22 protein-coding genes are annotated in these 23,923 nt (G+C 73.0%); 15 read left to right on the top strand and 7 right to left on the bottom strand.

Annotated elements, in window-relative coordinates; all coding sequences use genetic code 11:
• Positions 1-52: 52 nt before the first annotated feature.
• On the bottom strand, positions 53-868 hold the full coding sequence (gene fdhD / locus ABT014_RS10935; protein ID WP_350638361.1) for a formate dehydrogenase accessory sulfurtransferase FdhD: 816 nt from the start codon (positions 866-868) through the stop codon (positions 53-55).
• A 196-nt stretch (positions 869-1,064) separates the two neighbouring features.
• Between fdhD and hutH the strand changes: the two genes are divergently transcribed.
• A complete protein-coding gene (gene hutH, locus ABT014_RS10940) occupies positions 1,065-2,639 on the top strand; it encodes a histidine ammonia-lyase (protein ID WP_502894932.1) in 1,575 nt (524 codons plus the stop codon).
• A 28-nt stretch (positions 2,640-2,667) separates the two neighbouring features.
• Here the strand turns inward: hutH and ABT014_RS10945 are convergent, their stop codons facing one another.
• Positions 2,668-3,063 (bottom strand): hypothetical protein, encoded by a 396-nt coding sequence (locus ABT014_RS10945; RefSeq protein WP_350638363.1) that lies wholly within the window; start codon positions 3,061-3,063, stop codon positions 2,668-2,670.
• A gap of 208 nt (positions 3,064-3,271) precedes the next feature.
• Here ABT014_RS10945 and ABT014_RS10950 point away from each other — a divergent pair, with 208 nt between their 5' ends.
• The 6 genes from ABT014_RS10950 to hutI all read left to right on the top strand — a co-directional run bounded on the left by ABT014_RS10950 (position 3,272) and on the right by hutI (position 10,259).
• Positions 3,272-4,141, top strand: a complete 870-nt coding sequence (locus ABT014_RS10950) for a MurR/RpiR family transcriptional regulator (RefSeq protein WP_350638364.1) — start codon at positions 3,272-3,274, stop codon at positions 4,139-4,141.
• A gap of 137 nt (positions 4,142-4,278) precedes the next feature.
• Entirely contained in the window at positions 4,279-4,629 is a 351-nt protein-coding gene (locus ABT014_RS10955) for a hypothetical protein (protein ID WP_350638365.1), read from the top strand.
• 156 nt (positions 4,630-4,785) lie between these two features.
• Complete coding sequence (gene hutU, locus ABT014_RS10960) at positions 4,786-6,459, top strand: urocanate hydratase (RefSeq protein ID WP_350638366.1); 1,674 nt, start codon at positions 4,786-4,788, stop codon at positions 6,457-6,459.
• A gap of 20 nt (positions 6,460-6,479) precedes the next feature.
• Positions 6,480-7,670 (top strand): allantoate amidohydrolase, encoded by a 1,191-nt coding sequence (locus ABT014_RS10965; RefSeq protein WP_350638396.1) that lies wholly within the window; start codon positions 6,480-6,482, stop codon positions 7,668-7,670.
• Complete coding sequence (locus ABT014_RS10970) at positions 7,655-9,010, top strand: formimidoylglutamate deiminase (protein ID WP_350638367.1); 1,356 nt, start codon at positions 7,655-7,657, stop codon at positions 9,008-9,010. Before ABT014_RS10965 ends, ABT014_RS10970 begins: the two co-directional genes overlap by 16 nt.
• An 82-nt stretch (positions 9,011-9,092) precedes the next feature.
• On the top strand, positions 9,093-10,259 hold the full coding sequence (gene hutI, locus ABT014_RS10975; protein ID WP_350638368.1) for an imidazolonepropionase: 1,167 nt from the start codon (positions 9,093-9,095) through the stop codon (positions 10,257-10,259).
• An 87-nt stretch (positions 10,260-10,346) separates the two neighbouring features.
• On the opposite strand, the gene ABT014_RS10980 is transcribed toward hutI, so the two are convergent.
• Positions 10,347-11,852 carry a peptide MFS transporter gene (locus tag ABT014_RS10980; protein WP_350638369.1) on the bottom strand — a complete coding sequence of 502 codons (1,506 nt, stop codon included), beginning with the start codon at positions 11,850-11,852 and terminating at the stop codon, positions 10,347-10,349.
• A 395-nt stretch (positions 11,853-12,247) separates the two neighbouring features.
• On the opposite strand from ABT014_RS10980, the gene ABT014_RS10985 reads away from it, so the two are divergent.
• Together ABT014_RS10985 and ABT014_RS10990 are read left to right on the top strand one after the other, a co-directional pair.
• Complete coding sequence (locus tag ABT014_RS10985) at positions 12,248-12,922, top strand: response regulator transcription factor (protein WP_033818466.1); 675 nt, start codon at positions 12,248-12,250, stop codon at positions 12,920-12,922.
• Positions 12,923-13,001: 79 nt separating this feature from the next.
• On the top strand, positions 13,002-14,240 hold the full coding sequence (locus tag ABT014_RS10990) for a sensor histidine kinase (RefSeq protein WP_350638370.1): 1,239 nt from the start codon (positions 13,002-13,004) through the stop codon (positions 14,238-14,240).
• A 174-nt stretch (positions 14,241-14,414) separates the two neighbouring features.
• Here ABT014_RS10990 and ABT014_RS10995 read toward each other — a convergent pair whose 3' ends face one another.
• Both ABT014_RS10995 and ABT014_RS11000 read right to left on the bottom strand, forming a co-directional pair.
• A complete protein-coding gene (locus tag ABT014_RS10995; RefSeq protein WP_350638371.1) occupies positions 14,415-15,638 on the bottom strand; it encodes an IS4 family transposase in 1,224 nt (407 codons plus the stop codon).
• Between the two features lie 83 nt (positions 15,639-15,721).
• Positions 15,722-16,324 carry a GtrA family protein gene (locus ABT014_RS11000; RefSeq protein ID WP_350638372.1) on the bottom strand — a complete coding sequence of 201 codons (603 nt, stop codon included), beginning with the start codon at positions 16,322-16,324 and terminating at the stop codon, positions 15,722-15,724.
• 281 nt (positions 16,325-16,605) lie between these two features.
• On the opposite strand from ABT014_RS11000, the gene ABT014_RS11005 reads away from it, so the two are divergent.
• Genes ABT014_RS11005 through ABT014_RS11020 form a run of 4 tightly spaced genes read left to right on the top strand, consistent with a single transcriptional unit; the run spans position 16,606 to position 20,306 of the window.
• Positions 16,606-17,697: a 5-(carboxyamino)imidazole ribonucleotide synthase gene (locus tag ABT014_RS11005; RefSeq protein ID WP_350638397.1), complete on the top strand. Its 1,092-nt coding sequence runs from the start codon at positions 16,606-16,608 to the stop codon at positions 17,695-17,697.
• The gene (purE, locus tag ABT014_RS11010; protein WP_350638373.1) at positions 17,694-18,218 is read left to right on the top strand and encodes a 5-(carboxyamino)imidazole ribonucleotide mutase; all 525 of its coding nucleotides are present in this window, start codon (positions 17,694-17,696) and stop codon (positions 18,216-18,218) included. Before ABT014_RS11005 ends, purE begins: the two co-directional genes overlap by 4 nt.
• 35 nt (positions 18,219-18,253) lie before the next feature.
• On the top strand, positions 18,254-19,450 hold the full coding sequence (locus ABT014_RS11015; RefSeq protein WP_350638374.1) for a dipeptidase: 1,197 nt from the start codon (positions 18,254-18,256) through the stop codon (positions 19,448-19,450).
• A 34-nt stretch (positions 19,451-19,484) separates the two neighbouring features.
• Positions 19,485-20,306, top strand: a complete 822-nt coding sequence (locus ABT014_RS11020; RefSeq protein WP_350638375.1) for a MerR family transcriptional regulator — start codon at positions 19,485-19,487, stop codon at positions 20,304-20,306.
• A gap of 21 nt (positions 20,307-20,327) precedes the next feature.
• On the opposite strand, the gene ABT014_RS11025 is transcribed toward ABT014_RS11020, so the two are convergent.
• Together ABT014_RS11025 and ABT014_RS11030 are read right to left on the bottom strand one after the other, a co-directional pair.
• Positions 20,328-20,744 (bottom strand): CoA-binding protein, encoded by a 417-nt coding sequence (locus tag ABT014_RS11025; protein ID WP_350638376.1) that lies wholly within the window; start codon positions 20,742-20,744, stop codon positions 20,328-20,330.
• 54 nt (positions 20,745-20,798) lie between these two features.
• A complete protein-coding gene (locus tag ABT014_RS11030; protein ID WP_350638377.1) occupies positions 20,799-22,142 on the bottom strand; it encodes a UDP-glucose dehydrogenase family protein in 1,344 nt (447 codons plus the stop codon).
• Positions 22,143-22,359: 217 nt separating this feature from the next.
• On the opposite strand from ABT014_RS11030, the gene ABT014_RS11035 reads away from it, so the two are divergent.
• Positions 22,360-23,562 carry an LCP family protein gene (locus ABT014_RS11035; RefSeq protein WP_350638378.1) on the top strand — a complete coding sequence of 401 codons (1,203 nt, stop codon included), beginning with the start codon at positions 22,360-22,362 and terminating at the stop codon, positions 23,560-23,562.
• A 102-nt stretch (positions 23,563-23,664) separates the two neighbouring features.
• A partial coding sequence (locus ABT014_RS11040; protein WP_350638379.1) for an acyl-CoA dehydrogenase family protein occupies positions 23,665-23,923 on the top strand: 259 nt, incomplete at its 3' end.

The following is a 23,923-nucleotide window of genomic DNA, read 5'->3' on the forward strand; positions in this document are numbered from 1 at the left end:
AGCCCCGCTGGCCCTGAGCGCCGCCGGCCCTTGGGCCCCGCGCCCCGGCCCGTCAGCCGATCCGGTCGGCCCGGGTGTAGACGTTGCCGCCCTGCCCGCGCAGGAAGCCGACCAGGGTCAGCCCGAGCTCCTCGGCCAGGTCCACCGCGAGCGAGGACGGTGCCGAGACGGCGGCCAGCAGCGGGATGCCCGCCAGCGCCGCCTTCTGGGTCAGCTCGAACGAGGCCCGCCCGCTGACCAGCAGCATGTGCCCGGTCAGCGGGAGCCGGCCCTCCCGCAGCGCCCAGCCGATCACCTTGTCCACCGCGTTGTGCCGGCCGACGTCCTCGCGGGCGCAGAGCAGCCCGCCGTCGGCGTCGAACAGGCCGGCCGCGTGCAGGCCGCCGGTCGACTCGAAGGTCCGCTGGGCGGCCCGGAGCCGGTCCGGCAGCTCGTACAGCAGTTGCTGGCGCACCTTCAGGCCGTCCTGCGCCACCGGCCAGTGGCTGTGCGTGCGGACCGCCTCCACGGTGTCCCGGCCGCACAGGCCGCAGGCGCTGGTGGTGAGCAGGTTGCGGTGGGCGGACAGCGGGACGGCGCCGCCGCGGACGGTCGCGTCGACCACGTTGTAGGTGTTGGCGCCCTCGGCGTCGGTGCCGGCGCAGTAGCGCAGCGCGGCCAGCTGCTCGCCGCGGTGCACCAGGCCCTCGCCGACCAGGAAGCCGGCCACCAGGTCGAAGTCGTGGCCGGGGGTGCGCATGGTCACCGTCAGCGGTTCGCCGCCCAGCCTGATCTCCAGCGGCTCCTCCGCCGCCAGCGAATCCGGGCGGGCCGACTGCTCCGCGCCCGCCAGCCGTATCACCCGCCGTCGTACCGTCGCCCGCGCCATCGCCCTGTCGCCTCCGCATCTCCGCCCCGCCCCAGCTTGCGCCACGCCCCGCCCGGTCGGGAAATCGACCCGGCCGGGGGTGCCCCCGGGCCGGTCCCGCCCGCCGCTCGGGTGACCTGCGCCACACCTGACCCTCGAGTGTCGCCCCGGACGGTTGTCATATCCTCATTCACCTGATCTGATTGTGCATATGGATATGCACAGTGCTGTGGCCGCCGATGCCCCCGTGATCCAGGTCGGCAAGGCCGACGTCAGTGCCGAGGACGTGCTCGCCGTCGCGCGCGGCAACGCCCGGGTCGAGATCGGCCCGGACGCGCAGGCCGAGATGGCCGCTGCCCGCGCCACGATCGAGGCCCTCGCCGCCGAACCGCGCCCGGTCTACGGCGTCTCGACCGGCTTCGGCGCGCTCGCCGTCCGCCACATCAGCCCCGAGCTGCGCGCCCAGCTGCAGCGCTCGCTGGTCCGCTCGCACGCCGCCGGGATGGGCCCGGCCGTCGAGCGCGAGGTGGTCCGCGCGCTGATGTTCCTGCGGATGAAGACCCTGGCCTCCGGCCGCACCGGCGTGCGCCCGCTGGTCGCCCACACGATGGCCGCCATCCTCAACGCCGGCATCACCCCCGTGGTGCGCGAGTTCGGCTCGCTCGGCTGCTCCGGCGACCTCGCGCCGCTCTCGCACTGCGCGCTGGTGCTGATGGGCGAGGGCGTCGCGTACGGCCCCGACGGCGTCGAGCGCCCGGCCGGCGAGCTGCTCGCCGAGGCCGGCATCGAGCCGGTCGAGCTGCTGGAGAAGGAGGGCCTGGCCCTCATCAACGGCACCGACGGCATGCTCGGCATGCTGGTGATGGCGATCGCCGACCTCTCCCGCCTGTTCACCACCGCCGACATCACCGCCGCGATGAGCCTGGAGGCGCTGCTCGGCACCGACCGGGTGCTCGCCCCCGAGCTGCACTCCGCGATCCGCCCGCACCCGGGCCAGGCGCTCAGCGCCGCCAACATGCTCGCCGTGCTCAAGGGCTCCGGCCTGACCGGCCACCACCAGGACGACGCGCCGCGGGTCCAGGACGCGTACTCGATCCGCTGCGCCCCGCAGGTGGCCGGCGCCGGCCGCGACACCCTCGCGCACGCCCAGCTGGTCGCCTCGCGCGAGCTGGCCGCCTCGGTCGACAACCCGGTGGTGCTGCCCGACGGTCGGGTCGAGTCCAACGGCAACTTCCACGGCGCCCCGGTCGCCTACGTGCTGGACTTCCTCGCCATCGCCGCCGCCGACCTGGCCTCGATCTCCGAGCGCCGCACCGACCGGCTGCTGGACAAGGCCCGCTCGCACGGCCTGCCGGCCTTCCTGGCCGACGACCCCGGCGTGGACTCCGGCCTGATGATCGCCCAGTACACCCAGGCCGCCCTGGTCAGCGAGAACAAGCGGCTCGCCGTGCCGGCCTCGGTCGACTCGATCCCGTCCTCCGCGATGCAGGAGGACCACGTCTCGATGGGCTGGTCGGCCGCGCGCAAGCTCCGCCAGGCCGTGGACAACCTCGCCCGGGTGCTGGCCGTCGAGCTGCTCGCCTCGGCCCGCGCGCTGGAGATCCGGGCCGACGGCGGCAGCGGCCAGTTGGCGCCGGCCACCGCCGCGGCGATCGCCGCCGCCCGCGAGGCCGGCGTGCAGGGCCCCGGCCGGGACCGCTTCCTGTCGCCCGACCTGGAGGCCGCGCACGTCCTGGTCGCCTCCGGTGACCTGGTCGACGCCGTCGAGCGGGTCACCGGCCCGCTGGCCTGACCCGTCCGGTGCCCGGGGCGAGGGGCCGTCAGGTCCAGTCGCTCCGGGCACCGCGGGGCAGCTCCCGGCCGGACCGGCGGTCGCCCAGCGCGGCGGCCACGTTGACCCCGACGATGCCGAGCCAGCAGACGACCAGGCCGGTGGGCCCGGCGCTCTCGGAGGCGATGGCGGTCAGCGGGATGCCCATCACCAGTGAGACGATGCTCAGCCCGAGGCGCCCGCCGCGCCCCCGGGCCCCGCTCGGACCCCCGCCCGACCGCTCCAGCCGTTCCGCGACCCGCTGTTCGACCCGGGCGTCGAGCCGGGAGTCGAGCCGGGCGAGGAAGGAGTCGACGATCTCCGACTCGTACTCCTTGCCCAGTTCCTTGCGGGTCTGCACGGCGGCGTCGAGGTCACGGCGCAGCTCGTCCTGGGAAGTGTCCATGGGGACCATGGTCGGGGCCGGGAGAGCGGAAAGACCAGCCGGAGGCCAGGATTTCGGGGAAGGTTCAGGGGGAAGTCAGGGTCACCCCGAGGATCGGCCCGTCCCGCAGTCCGAAACACCGTTGCCCACCTGACGGGACTGCGCCACAGTCGTCCCTGCCGCCGCCGCCAGCGGTGGGCGCCAGAACCCGATCTCGGAGGTACCGCCGATGACCGCCCCGGAGGAGAACGGCGCCGTGGGCCCGTCCGCCCGCCTGTTGCAGCTCTTCGAGGGCCACCGGCTGACGCCGACGCAGCGCCGGATCGCCCACTCGCTGGTCCGGCACGCCACCGAGGCCCCGTTCCTGTCCAGCGTGGAGGTGGCCGAGCTGGCCGGCGTCAGCCAGCCCTCCGTCACCCGCTTCGCGGTGGCGCTCGGCTACGACGGCTACCCGGCGCTGCGCAAGCAGCTGCGCGAGCTCGGCGCCGGCGAGGGCGCCGCCCCCGAGACCCCGGCCGAGGTGGTGCGCAACGAGCACCAGCAGGCCGTGCTGGCCGAGATCGAGCACCTGCGGCACCTGGCCGCGCTGCTCGCCGACCCGGAGCCGATCGTCCGCGCGGCCCGGCTGCTGGCCGCCTCCCGGCCGCTGCCGGTGCTCGGGCTCCGGGCCGCCTCCGCGCAGGCCCGCGGGTTCGCGTACTTCGCCGCCAAGGTGCACCCCGACGTGCGGCTGCTGGACGAGGGCGGCTCGATGCTGGCCGACCGGATCGAGCAGGCGGCCTTCGCCGGCGCCTCCGCCCTGCTGTGCTTCGCGCTGCCGCGCTACCCGCGCGAGCTGATGGACGCGCTCACGGTGGCCCGGGACTGCGGGCTGACCGTGCTGACGGTGGCGGACAGCGCCTTCGCGCCGGTCGCCAAGCTCTCCGACCTGATGCTGCCGGCGGCGGTCGGCACCGGACTGGTCTTCGACACCGCCTGCGCGCCGATGATGCTGGGCCGGGTGCTGCTGCAGACCATGTGCGACGAGATCCCCGGCACCGAGGCGCGGCTGGAGGCGATCGAGCAGTCGGCCACCGCGCGCGGGCTGTTCCTGGAGTAGCGCCGGAGCCGGGGCGGGACCGTCCAGGCCACAGCTTGGCGTCGGCGGGTTGGCCGGCGCCGTGCAGCGGGCATCCCTTCTGCAGGCCCTGGCGCCAGGGCCGGACGGGGGTGGCAGCGATGGGCCCGATCCACCAGATGAGACTGACCGGCCGGCTCGCCTCGGGGGCGGACGAATGGTCCTGCCCGACCTGCGGTCGCCGGATCTCGCTCAAGCAGCCGCCCGAACCGGACCTGGTGGTCCTGGAGCCCGGCGACGAGACGGCCGTGCACGTCGGCGTGATCGACCCCGACGCCTCGGCCGGCGTGGCCGAGAAGTACGGCCTGGGCCCGATCCGGGAGATCCCGCGCCCGCCGCGGCCGGCCGGCCCCGCGCCCGCCGGCCCCGACAGCGCCGAGCGCCCGGTGCGGGCCGAGCAGCTCGGTGCGGACGACCGCCGCTGGCTGGCCGAGATCGGCATCGACTGGGACGGCGACGCGGCGGCCTGACCCCCACCCGCGCGCCGCGGACCGCCCTGCGCCGCGCGGGACCCCGCACATCCCTGGACGAATGTCCATGGGCGGGGCTCTGGCCGACCGCGGATTGATTGGATATATTCAGACCAGGTAAGCCTGAATGAATCCATCCGCAGAGAGGCCGGCAGCATGGTGCAGCAGCAGACGGGCAGTGGTCCGCGCGAGGTCCGCGCGGCGCGCGGGACGAACCTGACCACGCAGGGGTGGCAGCAGGAGGCCGCCCTGCGGATGCTCATGAACAACCTCGACCCCGAGGTGGCCGAGCACCCGTCCAAGCTGGTCGTCTACGGCGGCACCGGCAAGGCGGCCCGCGACTGGCGCTCGTTCGACGCGATGGTGCGCACCCTGCAGACCCTGAAGCAGGACGAGACCATGCTGGTCCAGTCCGGCCGCCCGGTCGGCGTCATGCAGACGCACGAGTGGGCGCCGCGGGTGCTGATCGCCAACTCCAACCTGGTCGGCGACTGGGCCAACTGGGAGGAGTTCCGCCGGCTGGAGAGCCTCGGGCTCACCATGTACGGCCAGATGACCGCCGGTTCGTGGATCTACATCGGCACCCAGGGCATCCTGCAGGGCACCTACGAGACCTTCGGCGCCGTCGCGGCCAAGAAGTTCAACGACACCCTCGAGGGCACCATCACCCTCACCGCCGGCCTCGGCGGCATGGGCGGCGCCCAGCCGCTGGCCGTCACCATGAACGGCGGCGTGGCGATCTGCATCGACTGCGACCCGTCCCGGATCTCCCGCCGGATCGAGCACCGCTACCTGGACGTCGAGGCCAAGAACCTCGACCACGCGCTGGAGCTGGCCGTCGCCGCCCGCGACAAGAAGCAGCCGCTCTCCATCGGCCTGCTGGGCAACGCCGCCGAGCTGTTCCCGCAGCTGCTCGCGATGGACGCGCCGATCGACATCGTCACCGACCAGACCAGCGCGCACGACCCGCTCAGCTACCTGCCGATCGGCGTCGACTTCGACGACATGGCCTCCTACGCGGCCGCCGAGCCGGCCGACTTCACCCGCCGCGCCCGTGAGTCGATGGCCCGCCACGTGGAGGCGATGGTCGGCTTCCAGGACAAGGGCGCCGAGGTCTTCGACTACGGCAACTCGATCCGCGGCGAGGCCCAGCTGGCCGGCTACGAGCGGGCGTTCGACTTCCCCGGCTTCGTGCCGGCGTACATCCGGCCGCTGTTCTGCGAGGGCAAGGGCCCGTTCCGCTGGGCCGCGCTGTCCGGCGACGCGCAGGACATCTACAAGACCGACAAGGCCGTGCTCGACCTCTTCCCGGAGAACGAGTCGCTGCACCGCTGGATCAAGATGGCCCAGGAGAAGGTGCACTTCCAGGGCCTGCCGGCGCGGATCTGCTGGCTCGGCTACGGCGAGCGCGACAAGGCCGGCGAGCGCTTCAACGACATGGTCGCGCGCGGCGAGCTGTCCGCCCCGATCGTGATCGGCCGCGACCACCTGGACTGCGGCTCGGTGGCCTCCCCGTACCGCGAGACCGAGTCCATGCTGGACGGCTCGGACGCGATCGCCGACTGGCCGCTGATCAACGCGATGGTCAACGTCGCCTCCGGCGCCTCCTGGGTCTCCATCCACCACGGCGGCGGTGTCGGCATCGGCCGCTCGATCCACGCCGGCCAGGTCACGGTGGCCGACGGCACCGCGCTGGCGGGCGAGAAGATCCGCCGGGTGCTCACCAACGACCCGGGCATGGGCGTCATCCGGCACGTCGACGCCGGCTACGACCGCGCCGTCGAGGTCGCGGACGAGCGCGGGGTCCGCGTCCCCATGAACGAGCTGTGACCGAGGACTCCTTCCGTCGGATGTGGGCGGAGCTGCTCCCCGTGGGCCGCTCCGCCTCCTCCGGCGGGTACCGCCGCTTCGCCTGGAACTCGGCCGACGCCGAGTGCCGGGCCTGGTTCGAGGAGCAGGCCCGCTCCCGCGCCCTGACCTACGAGCTGGACCGCAACGGCAACCAGTGGGCCTGGCTCGGCGACCCGAACGCCGGCGGCGCGATCGTCACCGGCTCGCACCTGGACTCCGTCCCGGACGGCGGCGCCTTCGACGGCCCGCTCGGCGTGGTCTCCGCCTTCGCCGCGCTGGACGAACTGCGCGCCCGCGGGGCCGAGTTCGACAAGCCGCTGGCGATCGTCAACTTCGGCGACGAGGAGGGCGCCCGGTTCGGCGTGGCCTGTATCGGCTCCCGGCTCACCGCCGGCGTGCTCGGCAAGGAGCAGGCGTACGCGCTGCGCGACGCGGACGGTGTCCGGCTGCCCGACGCGATGGAGCGGGCCGGCCACGACCCCGCCGCGATCGGGGCCGACCACGAGCGGCTCGGCCGGGTCGGCGCCTACGTGGAGCTGCACGTCGAGCAGGGCCGCTACCTGACCGAGGAGCACCCGGTCGGCGTGGCCAGCGCGATCTGGCCGCACGGCCGCTGGCGGTTCGACTTCCACGGCGAGGCCAACCACGCCGGCACCACCCGGATCGAGGACCGCAGGGACCCGATGCTCACCTTCGCGAGCACCGTGCTCAGCGCCCGGGAGAAGGCCGAACTGGCCGGCGCCCTGGCCACCTTCGGCAAGGTCGCGGTGGAGCCCAACGGCACCAACGCGATCGCCTCGCTGATCCGCGGCTGGCTGGACTCCCGGGCCGCCGACGAGCGGACCCTGACCGCCCTGGTGGAGGAGATCCGCGCGGCCGCCACCGAGCGCGGCGGGCGCGACGGCGTCCGGGTCGAGCTGACCCGGGAGTCGTACACCCCCGTGGTGGACTTCGACGGACCGCTGCGCGACCGGCTGGCCGAGCGGCTCGGCAAGGTGCCGGTGCTGCCGACCGGCGCGGGACACGACGCCGGAATCCTGGCATCGGCGATCCCGACCGCCATGCTGTTCGTCAGGAACCCGAGCGGTGTGTCGCACTCCCCGGCCGAGCACGCCGAGGAGCCCGACTGCCTCGCCGGCGTGACCGCCCTCGCCGACGTACTGGAGGATCTCGCATGTCAGCAGCGGTGACGTACTGGGCCGAGTACGCCTGGCTGCCGCACGCCAACGGGCCGGTCGTCGAGCAGCAGGTGCTGATCGCGGTCGGCCCGGGCGGCCGGATCGCCAAGGTCACCCCGGACAGCGGGCCCTGCCCGCCCGGGGCGGTCCGGCTCGGCGGGCTGGTCCTGCCGGGGCAGGCCAACGCCCACTCGCACGCCTTCCACCGGGCGCTGCGCGGCACCGTCCAGGTCGGCTCCGGCACCTTCTGGACCTGGCGCGACACCATGTACCGGTTCGCCGGCGCGCTCGACCCGGACAGCTACCTGGCGCTGGCCACCGCCGTCTACGCGGAGATGGCGCTGGCCGGCATCACCGCGGTCGGCGAGTTCCACTACCTGCACCACGCCCCGGGCGGCGGCCGTTACGACGAGCCGAACGCGATGGGCGAGGCGCTGATCGAGGCCGCGCTGCGGGCCGGGATCCGGATCACGCTGCTCGACACCTGCTACCTCTCGGCCGGCTTCGGCGCCGAGCCGACCAAGCCGCAGCTGCGGTTCAGCGACGGCGACGCGGACGCCTGGGCGGCCCGGGTGGACAGCCTGAAGGCCGCCGAGCACGCCCGGATCGGCGCCGCCGTGCACTCGGTGCGGGCCGTCCCGGCCGACCAGTTGAGCACCGTCGCGCACTGGGCGTCGATGCACAAGGCGCCGCTGCACGTGCACCTCTCCGAGCAGACCGCGGAGAACGACGCCTGCCTGACCGCGCACGGGGTCACCCCGACCCGGCTGCTCGCCGACCACGGCGTGCTCGGTCCGCGCACCTCGGCCGTGCACGCCACCCACCTGAGCGACGACGACATCCGGCTGCTCTCCGGCTCCTCCACCACCATCTGCATGTGCCCCACCACCGAACGGGACCTGGCGGACGGCATCGGGCCGGCCCGCCGGCTGGCGAGCGCGGGCTGTCCGATCAGCCTGGGCAGCGACAGCCACGCGGTGATCGACCCGTTCGAGGAGGCCCGCGCGCTGGAGCTGGACGAGCGCCTGCGCACCCGCACCCGCGGCCACTGGACCGCCAACGCGCTGCTGCGGGCCGGCACCGAGGACGGCCACGCCTCGCTGGGTTGGCCGGAGGCCGGCCGGATCGAGGCCGGCGCACTCGCGGACCTCACCGCCGTCGCGCTGGACAGCGTCCGCACGGCCGGGCCGCGGCCCGCCCTCGGCGCGGAGACGGCCGTCTTCGCCGCCTCGGCCGCGGACGTGCGGCACGTGGTGGTCGGCGGGCGGCACATCGTCAAGGACGGCGTGCACCAGCTGGTCGCGGACGTGCCGGGCGCCCTGCGCGAGTCGATCGCCGCCCTGCAGTCATAGAATTCCGGGTGCGGGCTCCACCAGGGCTGATCTGGTGGAGCCCGTACCCGGACCCGACGTGAACCGCCGTGAAAGGGTCCCCTTGAGCCTCCTGATCACCGACATCGGCACCCTGGTGACCAACGACCCCGCGCTCGGATCGGGCCCGCTGGGCCTGGTCGAGGACGCCGCCGTGGTCGTCGAGGGCAGCCGGATCGCCTGGGTCGGCCCGGCCGCCGCCGCGCCCGCCGCCGACGAGCGGTACGACGCCCGGCACCGGGCGCTGCTGCCCGGCTTCGTCGACTCGCACGCCCACCTGGTGTTCGCGGGCGACCGCACCGCCGAGTTCAACGCCCGGATGTCCGGCCAGGCCTACAGCGCCGGCGGCATCCGCACCACGGTCGCCGCCACCCGGGCGGCCACCGACGCCGAGCTGGACGCCAACCTGGTCCGCTTCCTGCGCGAGGCGCTGCACCAGGGCACCACCACCGTGGAGTGCAAGTCCGGCTACGGCCTGACCGTCGCCGACGAGGCCCGCGCGCTGCGGATCGCGGCCTCGCACACCCCCGAGACCACCTACCTGGGCGCCCACGTGGTCGCCCCGGAGTTCGCCGACGACCCGGCCGGCTACGTCGACCTGGTGACCGGCGAGATGCTGGACGCCTGCGCCCCGCACGCGCGCTGGGTGGACGTGTTCTGCGAGCGCGGCGCCTTCGACGGCGACCAGGCCCGCGCCGTCCTCACCGCGGGCGCCGAGCGCGGCCTGATCCCGCGGGTGCACGCCAACCAGCTCTCGTACGGGCCGGGCGTGCAGCTGGCGGTGGAGCTGGGCGCGGCCTCGGCGGACCACTGCACCCACCTGACCGACGAGGACGTGGCGGCGCTGGCCGGCTCGCGGACGGTGGCCACCCTGCTGCCCGGCGCCGAGTTCTCCACCCGCGCCGAGTACCCGAACGCCCGCCGACTGCTGGACGCGGGGGCCACCGTCGCGCTGTCCACCGACTGCAACCCCGGCTCCAGCTTCACCAGCTCGATGGCGTTCTGCATCGCGGTCGCGGTCCGCGAGATGGGGATGACCCCGGACGAGGCGGTGCACGCGGCCACCTGGGGCGGGGCCCGCGCGCTGCGCCGGGACGACGTCGGCGTGATCACCCCGGGCGCCCGGGCCGACCTGCTGCTGCTGGAGGCCCCCTCGCACGTCCACCTGGCCTACCGGCCGGGCGTGCCGCTCACCGCCGCGGTCTGGCGGGCGGGTGCGCGCGAGTTCTGAGCACGGCCCGGGTCGGCCGCCCGGGTGACAACGGCCGAGGGCCGGTACCCGTGACGGGTACCGGCCCTCGGCCGTACGGGGGTGGGGTCAGTGCACGTCGCCCATGAGGGAGACCACCCGGCGCCGGTACATCCACAGCGCCACGCCGGCGATGATCGCCAGCACGCCCTGGGAGGCGAAGTACCAGGTCGAGCCGGTCGCGTCGCCCATCACCAGCTGCACCACGGCCGCCACGCAGTCGCCCGCCGTGACGGCGAGGAACCACAGGCCCATCATCTGGCTGGCGTACTTGGCCGGGGCCAGCTTGGTGGTGACCGACAGGCCGACCGGGGAGAGGGTCAGCTCGCCGACGGTCTGGATCAGGTAGACCATCGCCAGCCAGAGCGGCGAGACCTTGGTGCCGCCGGAGGCGGCGGCCATCGCCAGCATCATCACCAGGAACGAGGCACCGATCATCAGCAGGCCGATGGCGAACTTGACGGTGGTGCTCGGGTTCTTCCCGCGCCGGGCCAGCCAGACCCACAGCCAGGCGAAGACCGGGGCCAGCGCCATGATGTAGAGCGGGTTCAGCGACTGGAACCAGCTGGACGGGAAGTCGAAGCCGAACAGCGTGGAGGAGGTGCTGTCGGTGGCGAAGATGTTCAGCGTCGAGCTGGACTGGTCGTAGATCATCCAGAACACGGCGGCCGCGACGAAGAACCAGATGTAGCCGGTCATCTTGGACTTCTCGTCCCGGCTGAGGTCCTTGTCCCGCTGCATCCGGGCGAAGTAGATCACCGGGATCGCGATGCCCGCGATGGACAGCGGCCAGATCACCCAGTCGACGGTGAAGCTGCCGGACAGCGCGACCACGGCGTAGAACGCCACGGCGGCGGCCAGCCACAGGGCGGCCTTGCGCAGCACCGAGCGCTTCTCGGCCGCGGAGATCGGCGAGTTGACCACGTTGCTCTGCGGGCTCAGGTGGCGGGTGCCCAGCAGGTACTGGGCCAGGCCCAGCGCCATGCCGACACCGGCCAGCGCGAAGCCCAGGTGCCAGTCGACCTTCTGGCCGACCGTGCCGATGACCAGCGGGGCGGCGAAGGCACCGAGGTTGATGCCCATGTAGAAGACGGTGAAGCCGCCGTCCCGACGCGGGTCGTTCGGCCCGTCGTACAGGTGGCCGACCATGGTCGAGATGTTGGACTTCAGCAGGCCGGAGCCGACCGCGATGAAGGCCAGGCCGGCGAAGAACAGCCCCGAGCCGGGGACGGCCAGCAGGAAGTGGCCGATCATGATCACGCCGCCGCCGACCGCGACGGTCTTGCGCGGCCCCCAGAAGCGGTCCGCGATCCAGCCACCGGGCAGGGCGGTCAGGTAGACCATCGCGTTGTAGACGCTGACGATCGCGGCGCCGACGGCCGCCTTGTACCCCAGGCCGCCGTCCGCGTGGTCGGCGACCAGGTAGAGCACCAGCAGGGCCCGCATGCCGTAGAAGCTGAAGCGCTCCCACATCTCGGTCATGAAGAGCGTGGCGAGTCCCCGGGGGTGCCCGAGAAAGGTCTTGCCGCTGGGGGGAGCCGACTGAGTGCCGGGGTCCAGGGTGGTAGACGCCATGTGTCGTGGGTTCCTTGCCTGACTTCGTCCGCCAAGGGGGGTGGAGGCGGACGGGGACCAAACCACTGTACGTGGCGGTATTACGTGACATGGACGGACAAACCGTGCGGGCCGGGTAACGTGCAAGTAAAGTCCGGCAGGCTTCCGGGTGCCATTTCAATGGCTCAACCGGAAAATGTCCTTTGAAGTGAAGGTAGCACGTCGAAATCTTCGGTGAAGGGCGGCGGGAGGGCGGGCCTTCGAAACCATGGCGGCCCCCGACGGGCGATCACAGCCTGTGAACTAGTTCACAGCCCGCCCCGGCCCGTCACGGTTGCCCCGTCGGCAGGTCATGCGGAGGTCAAGGGCCGATACGCTCCCTGATCACGGGGCGCCCGGCGGTCTACCATCAGCCCATGACCTGTGTGCTGCTGGCCGAGGACGACCCGGCAATCTCCGAACCGCTGGCCCGCGCGCTGCGCCGGGAGGGCTATGAGGTGCTGGTCCGCGAGGACGGGCCCGCCGCGCTGGGGGCGGGGCTCACCGAGGAGGTCGACCTCATCGTGCTCGACCTGGGCCTGCCCGAGATGGACGGCCTGGAGGTCTGCCGGCGGCTGCGGGCCGACGGCAAGAGCTTCCCGGTCCTGGTCCTCACCGCGCGCGCCGACGAGGTCGACACCGTGGTCGGCCTGGACGCGGGCGCCGACGACTACGTCACCAAGCCGTTCCGGCTCGCCGAGCTGCTCGCCCGGGTCCGGGCGCTGCTGCGCCGCGGCAACGTGGACCAGCTCACCACCGGCGCGCACGGCGTGAAGATCGACATCGAGTCGCACCGCGCCTGGCTCGGCGAGGAGGAGCTCACGCTCTCCGCCAAGGAGTTCGAGCTGCTCCGGGTGCTGGTCCGGGACGCCGGCCGGGTGGTCACCCGCGAGGAGATCATGCGCCAGGTCTGGGACACCACCTGGTGGACCTCCACCAAGACCCTGGACATGCACATCTCCTGGCTGCGCAAGAAGCTCGGCGACGACGCGGCCAACCCGCGCTACATCGCCACCGTCCGGGGCGTCGGCTTCCGGTTCGAGAAGAACTGACGGCGCCCGCGCTCTGAGCCCCTGCCGGGCCCGTTCGAGCGCACCTTCCAGACGGACCGAGGACAGAGGACCCCCCGGCGTGAAGCGCAGGATGATCAATTCGCTGCTGGGTGTGGTCCTGGTGGTGGTCGCGGTGTTCTGCGTGCCGCTGGCCCTGATCGAGAAGCAGAGCATCGTCAGCGCCGCCAACGACCGGGTCGACGCGGCCGCCGTCCGGGTGCTCGGCCTGGTGGAGAGCCGGCTGGCCGCGGGCGAGCCGGTGACCGGCGAGAAGTTCGCCGCCCAGGTCACCGACGGCTCGTTCGTCCTGGTGGACATCCCCGGGCAGCCGCTGATCGCGGCCGGCCGCCCGGTGCAGGGCGCCGCGCTGACCGCCACCGAGGAGGGCGCGAGCGGCGAGACCGTCACCGTGATGCAGTCCCGGGAGTCGGTCGACCACGAGATCGGCAACATGCTGCTGCTGCTCGGCGTGGTCGCGCTGCTCGCCGTCCAGGCGGCCGTGGCCCTCGCGGTCTGGCAGGCCAAGCGGCTGGCCCGCCCGCTCACCGACCTCGCCGAGACCGCCGAACGGCTCGGCTCGGGCGACCCGCGCCCGCGCGACCGCCGCTACGGCGTGCCGGAACTCGACCGGGTCGCCGAGGTGCTGGACGCCAGCGCCGAGCGGATCGCCCGGATGCTCACCGCCGAGCGCCGGCTCGCCGCCGACGCCTCCCATCAGCTGCGCACCCCGCTGACCGCGCTCTCCATGCGGCTGGAGGAGATCACCGCGCTCGCCGAGGACCCGGGGACGGTCCGGGAGGAGGCCGCGATCGGCCTCCAGCAGGTCGAGCGGCTGACCGACGTGGTGCAGCGGCTGCTCACCAACCAGCGCGACCGCAGCAGTCCGACCGCGGTCGGCTTCCCGCTGGACGAGGTGATCAAGCAGCAGGTCGAGGAGTGGGGGCCGCCGCTGCGCGACAGCGGACGGCGGCTGGTGATCGAGGGGCTCCAGGGCGCCTACGTGACCGGCACCCCGGGCACCGTCGCCCAGGTGCTGGCGACCCTGATCGAGAACTCGCTGATGCACGGCGCGGGCACCATCACCCTGCGGATCCGCCGCTCCGGCAGCTCGATCGTCGCCGAGGTCCAGGACGAGGGTGCGGGGGTGCCGCCGGAGCTGGGCAACCGGGTCTTCGAACGGGCGGTCAGCGGCCGCAACTCCACCGGCATCGGCCTGGCGGTCGCCCGCGACCTGGCCGAGGCGGACGGCGGCCGGCTGGAGCTGCTCTCGCTGCGGCCCCCGGTGTTCGCCCTCTTCGTGGGGCTGAGCCGGGCCTAGGCGCAATGCCGGTGACTTTGGGTTGCGGCTGGCTGGGTGATTGTGACTGTTGCCGGTTCTGGTGGTGGCCAGTTGCGGTGTCGGGTGCGTTTGAGGGGCCAATTGGACATCTTGCGTTTGATGACGCGGGGGCATGTCCGTTGGCGGCGTTCGGGTAGCAGGCGTTCGGTGATCTCAGCCAGGGTTCGGGTGAGTGCCGCGGCGAGTCTGCCGGGGGGAAAGTCCCGCCTGGGCGGGTACTTGGCGGCGCACGACACGCAGGCTGCGGGTGAAGGACAGCCGGTCGGGATCCAGGCCCTCGTGCAGGGCTGCCCGGTGCATCAGCTGTCGGATCGCGTAGTGGACGAGCAGGAGGCCGTAGACCTCCTGCTCGACTCCCCACGGGTACCTGGAGCGCAGGACGAGTTTGGGGCCGCGCTGGTGGGTCTTGATCTCGTCCAGGGTGGTCTCGATCTCCCAGCGCTGGGCGTAGAGCGCGGCCAGCTCGGCTGCCGGCGCCCGGGTGGGGTCGAGGAGGGTGGTGATCAGGCGGTAGACGGTCGCGTCGCCGGTGCGGGCGAGTGTGTACTCGACGACCCGGACGGTCACCGGGTTGCGGCGCGTCCTACGGTCCTGTTCGGCGTGGACCGCGCTGAGGTACGAGCCGTCGTCGAGTACCCGCGTCATCGGCAGTGCCGCGTTCTTCTTGACCCGCCACAGCAGGTTCGCGCCGGTGGCCCGGGCCTGCTGCCACAGCTCGAACCCGTAGAAGCCGCGGTCGGCCAGCAGCAGCATCCCTGCCCGCAGGTGGGTGAACAGCTGCCGGGACAGGGTCTGCTCGCTGACCGACAGCGGCCCGAGCGCGGCACCGAACACGGTGTGGGTGCCGCACTCCGCCAGTCCGACCAGCCTGGCCTGCGGGAACGCACCGATCCCGCGCCCTGAGCCCGGCCGGCCGAAGAACTCGTCGTTGGCCTCGGTGTCCGCCAGGTCCAGCGTGGTGCCATCCACAGCGACCAGTTGCCAGCGTCGGTACAAGGCACCCGCCGTCCCGGCCACGGCCACCGGACGGCACACCCGCGCGAACAGCAGCCGTAAGGGCTCCGGGCCCAGCCTTCGACGAGCCCGGCCGATCGCGGCGGTCGTCGGCACCCGCCACACCCGCCGCCCGTCCCAGAGCCCCTCACCCAGAAGCCGCGCGACCTCCTCGTAGCCCTGCCCGAAGAACAGGCACATCGCGAGCACGAAGTACACGACCACCCGTGCCGGCAGCAGCCGACTGCGCTGTTCGATCCGCCCGGTCTCGGCGATCACCTCGTCGACCAGACCCGGCGGAAACGCCTGGGTCAGCACCCCGATCGCGATCCGATCCGACAACCGCTCACCCGCAGGCGACTTGACCTGCCCCACCCTCGCCACACCACAACCAACGAGTCAGACAGGCCAAAGTCACCGGCATTGGGCCTAGGCGGGCAGCGGCCGCCCACGGACGGCAGCGGCCGTCAGCGCTGCTCGGCAAAGGGCTTGCGCTTGGCGGCGAGCAGCAACTCCGCCTCGGCGACGACCGCCTCGGGCTCGGCGGGCTCGGCGGGCGCACCGGCCGCGGCGGGCTCGGCGGCGAGGGGCTGGGTGGCGGCGGGCGCCGCCGGTTCGGCCAGCTCCGGCAGCGCCTTGAACACCCAGGTCCGGTACGAGAAGAACCGGAAGACCGTGCCGGCCGCGAGCCCGACCAGCTTGGCGGCGAGCTGCTCGACGTGCGTGGTGAGTTCGAGGACGTACACCGAGAAGCCGAGGACCCCGGTCTCGATCAGCATGCCCGCCCCGCTGAACAGCAGGAACAGGGTGATCTCGCGCTTGCGCGAGGCCGCGTCCCGGTCGCGGTAGAGCCAGTAGCGGTAGCCGAGGTAGTTGGTCGCGATCGCGATCAGGGTGGCCGCGATGTTGGAGCGCAGCGAGGCGAGCCCCAGACCGTTGATGCAGACCCAGAAGACGACGAAGTTGACGGCGACGCCGCTCAGCCCGACGATCCCGAACTTCACCACCTCGCCCGAGACACCGTCCAGGCGGTTCGCGAGCGACGGCTTCGAATCGGTGGTGGTCGTCATACCCGACTGTCTCCTGTGCTCGCCTGCGTGGATGCCTGCACGTGCCGCGGCGGCACGGGCGGTACCCCATATACACAGATGATCGGATTGTGCTTCGTGGGGTCCGGCCATCCAGGCTACTCGCTCCCCGGAGGCCCGTCCGCACCCCGGCATCCGCCCACCGCCCCCGGGCGGCCGGTGCACCCGCCATGACCGGCCCGGATATCCTGGGCGGCGTGACTCTCGCGGGCAAGGCAAATTTTCCAGTGGTCGGTGTGGTCGGCGGCGGACAGCTGGCGCGGATGGCGCACCAGGCGGGCATCCCGCTGGGCATCCGGTTCAAGCTCCTCGCCGACACCCCTCAGGACTCCGCCGCGCAGGTGGTCTCCGACGTCGTCCTCGGTGACTACCGGGACCTCGACACCCTGCGCCGGTTCGCGGCCGGCTGCGACGTGATCACGTTCGACCACGAGCACGTCCCCACCGAGCACCTGCGGGCGCTGCAGGCCGACGGCGTGGCCGTCCGGCCTGGCCCCGACGCGCTGGTGAACGCCCAGGACAAGGGCGTGATGCGGGCCAAGCTGGACTCGATCGGCGTGCCCTGCCCGCGACACCGGCTGGTCGCCGACCCGGCCGACGTCACCGCCTTCGCGGGGGAGGGCGACGGCTACCCCGTGGTCCTGAAGACCGTCCGCGGCGGCTACGACGGCAAGGGCGTCTGGGTGGTCCGCGACGAGCAGGAGGCCGCCGCGCCGTTCCTCGCCGGGGTCCCGGTGCTGGCCGAGGAGAAGGTCGACTTCCTGCGCGAGCTGGCCGCCAACGTGGTCCGCTCGCCCAGCGGCCAGGCCGTGGCCTACCCGGTGGTGGAGAGCCTCCAGGAGAACGGCGTCTGCGCCGAGGTCACCGCGCCCGCGCCCGACCTCGACCCGGAACTGGCCGGCGAGGCCCAGGCACTGGCCCTGCGGATCGCCGGCGAGCTGGACATCACCGGCCACCTGGCGGTCGAGCTGTTCCAGACCCGCGACGGCCGGATCCTGGTCAACGAGCTCGCCATGCGCCCGCACAACTCCGGTCACTGGACCCAGGACGGCTCGGTCACCTCGCAGTTCGAGAACCACCTGCGGGCCGTGCTCGACCTCCCGCTGGGCGACCCGCGCCCGCGCGCGAGGTGGACCGTGATGGTCAACGTCCTCGGCGGCGACTACCCCGACATGTACCACGCCTTCCTGCACTGCATGGCCCGCGACCCCGGGCTGCGGATCCACATGTACGGGAAGGACGTGAAGCCCGGCCGCAAGGTCGGCCACGTCAACGTCTTCGGGGACGACCTCGACGACGTCCGCGAGCGCGCCCGCCACGCGGCCGCCTACCTGCGAGGGACCATCACAGAATGACTGACCCGATCATCGGCATCGTCATGGGTTCGGACTCCGACTGGCCCGTGATGGAGGCGGCCGCCCAGGCGCTGGAAGAGTTCGAGATCCCGTACGAGGTCGACGTGGTCTCCGCGCACCGGATGCCGCGCGAGATGGTGGCCTACGGCGAGCGGGCGCACGGGCGCGGGCTGAAGGCGATCATCGCGGGTGCCGGCGGCGCCGCGCACCTGCCGGGCATGCTGGCCTCGGTCACCCCGCTGCCGGTGATCGGCGTGCCGGTGCCGCTGCGCTACCTGGACGGGATGGACAGCCTGCTGTCCATCGTGCAGATGCCGGCCGGCGTGCCGGTGGCCACCGTCTCGGTCGCCGGGGCCCGCAACGCCGGCCTGCTGGCGGTCCGGATGCTCGCCGCGTTCGACCCCGAACTGGCCGAGCGGATGGTGGAGTTCCAGGCCGACCTGAACACCCAGGCCACCGAGAAGGGCAAGAAGCTGCGGGCCAAGGTGGCCGGCTCCGGCTCGTTCGGCTTCGGCAAGTAGCCCGTACCCGCACCACCAGGCGGTAGAACAGGGGGATGACCTCTGAACTGCTCGACCGAGCCCGCGCCGTGCTCCGCGAGGCCCCGGTGGTGGACGGCCACAACGACCTGCCCTGGGCGATGCGGGTCCAGGCCGGCTACGACCTGGACGCCGTCGACCTGACGGCCGACCAGAGCGGCCGGCTGCACACCGACCTCGGCCGGCTCCGCGCCGGCGGGGTCGGTGCGCAGTTCTGGTCGGTCTACGTCCGTTCGGACTTCGCCGGCGACCGGGCCGTCACCGCCACCCTCGAACAGGTCGACTTCGTCCGGACGATGGCCGAGCGGCACCCGACCGCGCTCCGGCTCGCCCTCACCGCGGACGACATGGAGGCGGCCCGGGCCGACGGCCGGATCGCCTCGCTGATGGGCGCCGAGGGCGGCCACTCGATCAACAGCTCGCTCGGCACCCTGCGGATGATGTTCGAACTGGGCGTGCGCTACCTGACGCTGACCCACAACGACAACGTGCCCTGGGCCGACTCCGCCACCGACGAGCCGGCCGCCGGCGGGCTGACCGCCTTCGGCGAGGAGGTGGTGCGGGAGATGAACCGGCTCGGGATGCTGGTCGACCTCTCGCACGTCTCGGCCGACACCATGCGGGCGGCGCTCCGGGTGTCCACCGCGCCGGTGATCTTCTCGCACTCCTCCGCCCGCGCCGTCTGCGACCACCCCCGCAACGTCCCGGACGACGTGCTCGCCCAGCTGCCCGCCAACGGTGGCCTGGCGATGGCCACCTTCGTCCCGAAGTTCATCCTGCCGGCGGCCATCGAGTGGACCGCGGCCGCGGACGAGAACCTGCGCGCGCACGGCTTCCACCCGCTGGAGACCACCCCGGAGGCGATGGCGGTCCAGCACGCGTACGAGGCCGCCCACCCACGGCCGGTGGCGACCGCGGCCACCGTCGCCGACCACCTGGACCACATGCGGGAGGTCGCCGGGATCGACCACATCGGCATCGGCGGCGACTTCGACGGCACCGCCTTCCTCCCCGCGGACCTCCAGGACGTCGCCGGCTACCCGCACCTGATCGCCGAGCTGCTCGGCCGCGGCTGGTCCGGGGCCGACGTCTCCAAGCTCACCTGGCACAACGCGGTGCGGGTGCTCCGGGACGCCGAGCAGGTGGCCGCCGGCCTGCGGCGCACCCGCCGCCCCTCGCTGGCCACCATCGAGCAGCTCGACGGCCGTGGTTGACCTTCCCCCTGGGGCAGACGGAAGTGTGGCGGGTGTGGAGGAGGACGCCCTGCTGGGCATCGGAGCGTTCGCGCGCCGGTCCCGGCTGTCGCAGAAGGCGCTCCGGCTGTACGACCGCCAGGGCGTGCTGCGCCCCGACCGGGTGGACCCGGTCACCGGCTACCGCTCCTACCGGGAGAGCCGGCTGACCGACGCCCGGCGGATCAGGCTGCTGCGCGGTCTGGACATGCCGCTGGCGGAGGTGGCCGAGGTGCTGGCCGTCCCCGGCCCGCAGGGCGCCGACCTGGTCGCCGCGTACTGGGAGCGGGTCGAACGCCGGACCGCCGCCCAGCGGGCGCTGGCGGCCTACCTCCGCATCCAACTCACCGGTGGCGAAGGGATCCTGGACATGTTCGACATTCAGCAGCGCGAGGTGCCGGAGCAGCTGGTGCTGACCGAGCGGCGGCGCATCCGGCCGGAGGAGCTGCCGGCCTGGATCCCGGCGGCCTGCGAGCGGCTCTTCGCGGTCGCCGAGGGCGACGGCGGGGTGTACGGCGCGCCGTTCGTGGTCTACCACGGGGAGGTCAACGACGACAGTGACGGGCCGGTGGAGCTGTGCGTCCCGGTGGACCCGGCCCGGGCGGCCGCCTTCGCAGCGGCGGCCCGGGTGGAGCCGGCCCACCGCGAGGCGTACACCACCCTCACCAAGGCCCAGGTGGTGTACCCGCAGATCCTCTCGGCCTACGACGCCGTCTTCCAGTGGGTCAAGGAGCACGGTGCGACGGTCACCGCCGGGCCGCGCGAGGTCTACTTCGCGGACTGGGACGAGGCCGGGCCGGGCGACCCGGCCTGCGACATCGCGGTGCCGCTGGGCTAGCGTCCGGCTCGGCGCCGGGGCTCAGGCCCGGTCGAGCAGGGGCAGCTCGATCGCCGGGCAGCGGTCCATGACCATGTCCACCCCGGCGGCCGTGGTGCGCGCGTAGGCGGCTTCGTCGACCACGTCCAGCTGGAACCAGACCGCCTGCGCACCCACCGCCACGGCCTGGTCGGCGACCTCACCGGCCAGGCCGCTGTTCACGAACACGTCCACCACGTCGACCCCGAACGGGATCTCGGCGAGCGAGGCGTAGCCCGGCTCGCCCAGCACCGTCTCCGCCTTGGGGTGCACCGGCACCACCCGCTTGCCCGCGCGCTGCAGCACCTGCGCGACGCCGTACGCGGCCCGGCGGGTGTTGTTCGACAGGCCGACCACCGCCCAGGTGTCGCCGGTGTCCTGGAGGATCCTGCGCACCGTGTCCCGGTCTCCGTAGCTCATGCCACGAAAAACCACGGCGCGGGCCGCCGCATTCCGGCGGCCCGCGTCCGGCTGCTACTCCGCGCCGGGCCGGCCCATCGCCCGGTACGTCCAGCCGGCCGCCCGCCAGCGCTCGACGTCCAGGATGTTGCGGCCGTCCAGTATCCGCCGCTCGGCCACCAGCGTGCCCAGCGCCGCCGGGTCCAGCTCGCGGAACTCCTGCCACTCCGTCAGGTGCAGCACCACGTGCGCGCCCTCGACGGCCTCCTGCGCCGACGCCGCGTAGGCGAGGCTCGGGAACATCTTGCGGGCGTTGTCCATCGCCTTCGGGTCGTAGACCGTGACCTGGGCGCCCTGGAGCTGGATCTGCCCGGCCACGTTGAGCGCGGGCGAGTCCCGGATGTCGTCCGAGTTGGGCTTGAACGCGGCGCCCAGCACCGCCACCCGGCGGCCCAGGAAGCCGCCGCCGCACTGCTCGCGGGCCAGCTCGACCATCCGCGAGCGGCGCCGCATGTTGATCGAGTCGACCTCGCGCAGGAAGGTCAGCGCCTGGTCGGCGCCCAGCTCCCCGGCCCGGGCCATGAACGCCCGGATGTCCTTGGGCAGGCAGCCGCCGCCGAAGCCGAGCCCGGCGTTGAGGAACTTGCCGCCGATCCGCTCGTCGTGCGCGAGCGCCCGGCTGAGCTGGACCACGTCCGCGCCCGCGCTCTCGCAGACCTCGGCCATCGCGTTGATGAAGGAGATCTTGGTGGCCAGGAAGGAGTTGGCGGCGGCCTTGACCAGCTCGGCGGTCGGGAAGTCGGTCACCACGAACGGCACGCCCTCGGCGATCGGGGTCGCGTACACCTGGCGCAGCAGCTGCTCGGCGCGCTCGCTGCGCACGCCGACCACCAGCCGGTCCGGGTGCAGGGTGTCGCCGACCGCGTAGCCCTCGCGCAGGAACTCCGGGTTCCAGGCCAGCTCGGCGGCCTCGCCGGCCGGGGCCAGGGCGGCCAGCCGCTCGGCCAGCCGGGCCGCGCTGCCGACCGGCACGGTCGACTTGCCGACCACCAGCGTCGGCCGGGTCAGGTGCGGGGCCAGCGAGTCCAGCGCGGCGTCGACGTAGGACATGTCGGCCGCGAATTCGCCCTTCTTCTGCGGAGTGTTCACGCAGATGAAGTGCACGTCGCCGAATTCGGCGACCTCCTGCGGGGAGTCGGTGAAGCGCAGCCGCCCGGTCGAGCCCTCGTGCCCGGCCACGTGCTTGACCAACAGGTCGGCCAGGCCGGGCTCGTACATCGGCACCCGGCCCGCCGACAGCGCGGCCACCTTCTCCGGGTCGATGTCCAGGCCGAGCACCTCGAAGCCGAGCTCCGCCATGCAGGCGGCGTGCGTGGCGCCGAGGTAGCCGGTACCGATCACGGTGAGCCGGAGGGTCACGTGCTTCCCCTTTGTGGTCGGGACGCTGGCCGGGTGGGTCGTCGGATACCCGAGGCCGCAGGCCCTGATGGTATCCGCCGGACGCGGGACGGTGGGCCGGGCCCGGGGAAGCGGTGGCGGCAGCTCCGGGTAACGGGATGACCACCTGCGGGTATCGGTCGCGGTGGGAACGGGAGTTTCAATACCGCGCCCGCGGGCGGACCGACAGAATGCGCCCATGGACGCGCGGGAGCACGAGGACGGGGCGGGCGAGCGGCCCGGATCGCTGAGCCTCTTCGAGGGGCGGGACGGGGCCGGGGAGCCGGCCGGGGCGGGCGGGGAGGACGCGGCCGACGGGGTCGACGGGCCGCCCGAGGACGGGGATCCGGCGGCCGAGGCGGCCCGCGGCCGGCGCCGGCGCCGGACCAGGCGGGTGCTGGTCTGGACGCTGACCGCCCTGCTGGTGCTGATCGGTGCCGGCATCGGCGGGATCTACTGGACGGCCGAGCACTACGCCTCCTCGGTCGAGCGGATCCCCGGTGCCTTCCCCAGCGTCCCGGAGTCCGCCCAGCCCAAGCCCGTCCCCGGCACCGGCACGACCTTCCTGCTGGTCGGCCTGGACGCCCGCTCGGACGTGCCCACCACCGGCGGCCAGGCCAAGGCCCCGGCGTGGAAGGAGGGCGCCAGCCGCAGCGACACGATGATGCTGATGCACCTCTCGGCGGACCGGAAGAGCGTCTCGCTGGTCTCGATAGCCCGGGACACCTGGGTGCCGGTGCCCGGCCACGGCATGGCGAAGATCAACGCCGCCTACTCCTGGGGCGGCCCGCCGCTGATGGTCGACACCGTGCAGAAGCTCACCGGCATCCGGATCGACCACATCGCGGTGATCGACTGGAACGGCTTCAAGAAGCTCACGGACGCCGTCGGCGGCGTGGACATCACCATCCCGCAGACCATCGAGGCCAAGGGCGACGCCCGGGAGTGGCTCAAGGGCACCCACCACATGAGCGGCGAGGAGGCCCTGCTCTACGTCCGCGAGCGGCACGGCCTGCCCAACGGCGACCTGGACCGCACCAAGCGGCAGCAGAACTTCCTGCGCGCCCTGATGATCCAGACCATGAACGCCGGCACGCTCGGTAACCCGGGCCGGCTGACCGGCCTGCTCCAGGCCGTCGGCGACGTGGTCAGCGTGGACGACCGGCTCAGCAACTCCGATCTCTACGACCTCGGTTGGAGCCTGCGCGACGTCCGCCCGGACGACGTCCGGTTCATGAACGCGCCGTTCGGCGGCTTCGACAGCATCGGCGGCCAGGACGTGGTGAAGCTCGACGACGCGGCGGCCGCCACGCTCTGGGAGGCCATCCGCAACGACCGGATGACCGACTACCTCGCCCAGCACCGGACCACCAGCGACACCCTGGGGGAGAGCGTCCGCTGAGTGCCCTGCCGTGTCACCGATCTCACCTGTGCGCCGCCGTGGGCCGACCCTAGGATGACCGTTACTACTGGTCGGTAATGAACGTACGAAGGGTTGTGTCACATGGCGGGCAGCTCCGGGGCGGACTTCGATCTCTTCCGGCTCAGCGAGGAGCACGAGATGCTCCGTGCGGCGGTGCGGTCGTTGGCGGAGGCGAAGATCGCTCCGTTCGCGGCGGAGGTGGACGAGCAGGGGCGGTTCCCGCAGGAGGCGCTGGATGCGTTGCGGGGCAACGATCTGCATGCGGTGCACGTGCCGGAGGAGTTCGGTGGTGCGGGGGCGGATGCGTTGGCGACGGTGCTGGTGATCGAGGAGGTGGCGC

The sequence above is a fragment of the Kitasatospora sp. NPDC094015 genome (genome assembly GCF_040304075.1).
In the GTDB taxonomy this organism is placed as follows: domain Bacteria; phylum Actinomycetota; class Actinomycetes; order Streptomycetales; family Streptomycetaceae; genus Kitasatospora.